The 256-nt window shown below is 67.2% G+C and carries 1 protein-coding gene; it reads right to left on the bottom strand.

What is annotated here, in order from left to right; genetic code table 11:
- Positions 1–256: DUF6531 domain-containing protein (locus DM373_RS28595; RefSeq protein ID WP_157966926.1), on the bottom strand; the 256-nt coding region annotated here is incomplete at both ends.

Genomic DNA, 256 nt, shown 5'->3' with positions numbered 1-256 from the left:
CCGCGTCGTAATGGGTCTTGCCGACCTTGAGCAGCGGGTAGGCGTGGCTGCGGCCGTCGATATCGTGCAGCAGCAAGCCATCGTCCTGCACATCGATGCAGGTGGTGAAGGCGGTGATCCAGCGGGCGCCGAGGCTGGCGCTGTCGAGGGCGGCCAGGCGCGAGTGGTAGGTGCGGGTCCAGGTGATCGGGAACGGGCCGGGCAGGCTGAAATCGGTGTGCTGCAGGGTCTCGCTGCCCAGGGCGAAGTTGATGCT

The organism is Pseudomonas sichuanensis, assembly GCF_003231305.1.
Taxonomy (GTDB): Bacteria; Pseudomonadota; Gammaproteobacteria; order Pseudomonadales; family Pseudomonadaceae; genus Aquipseudomonas; species Aquipseudomonas sichuanensis.
This window is presented reverse-complemented; position numbering and strand designations above follow the sequence as displayed.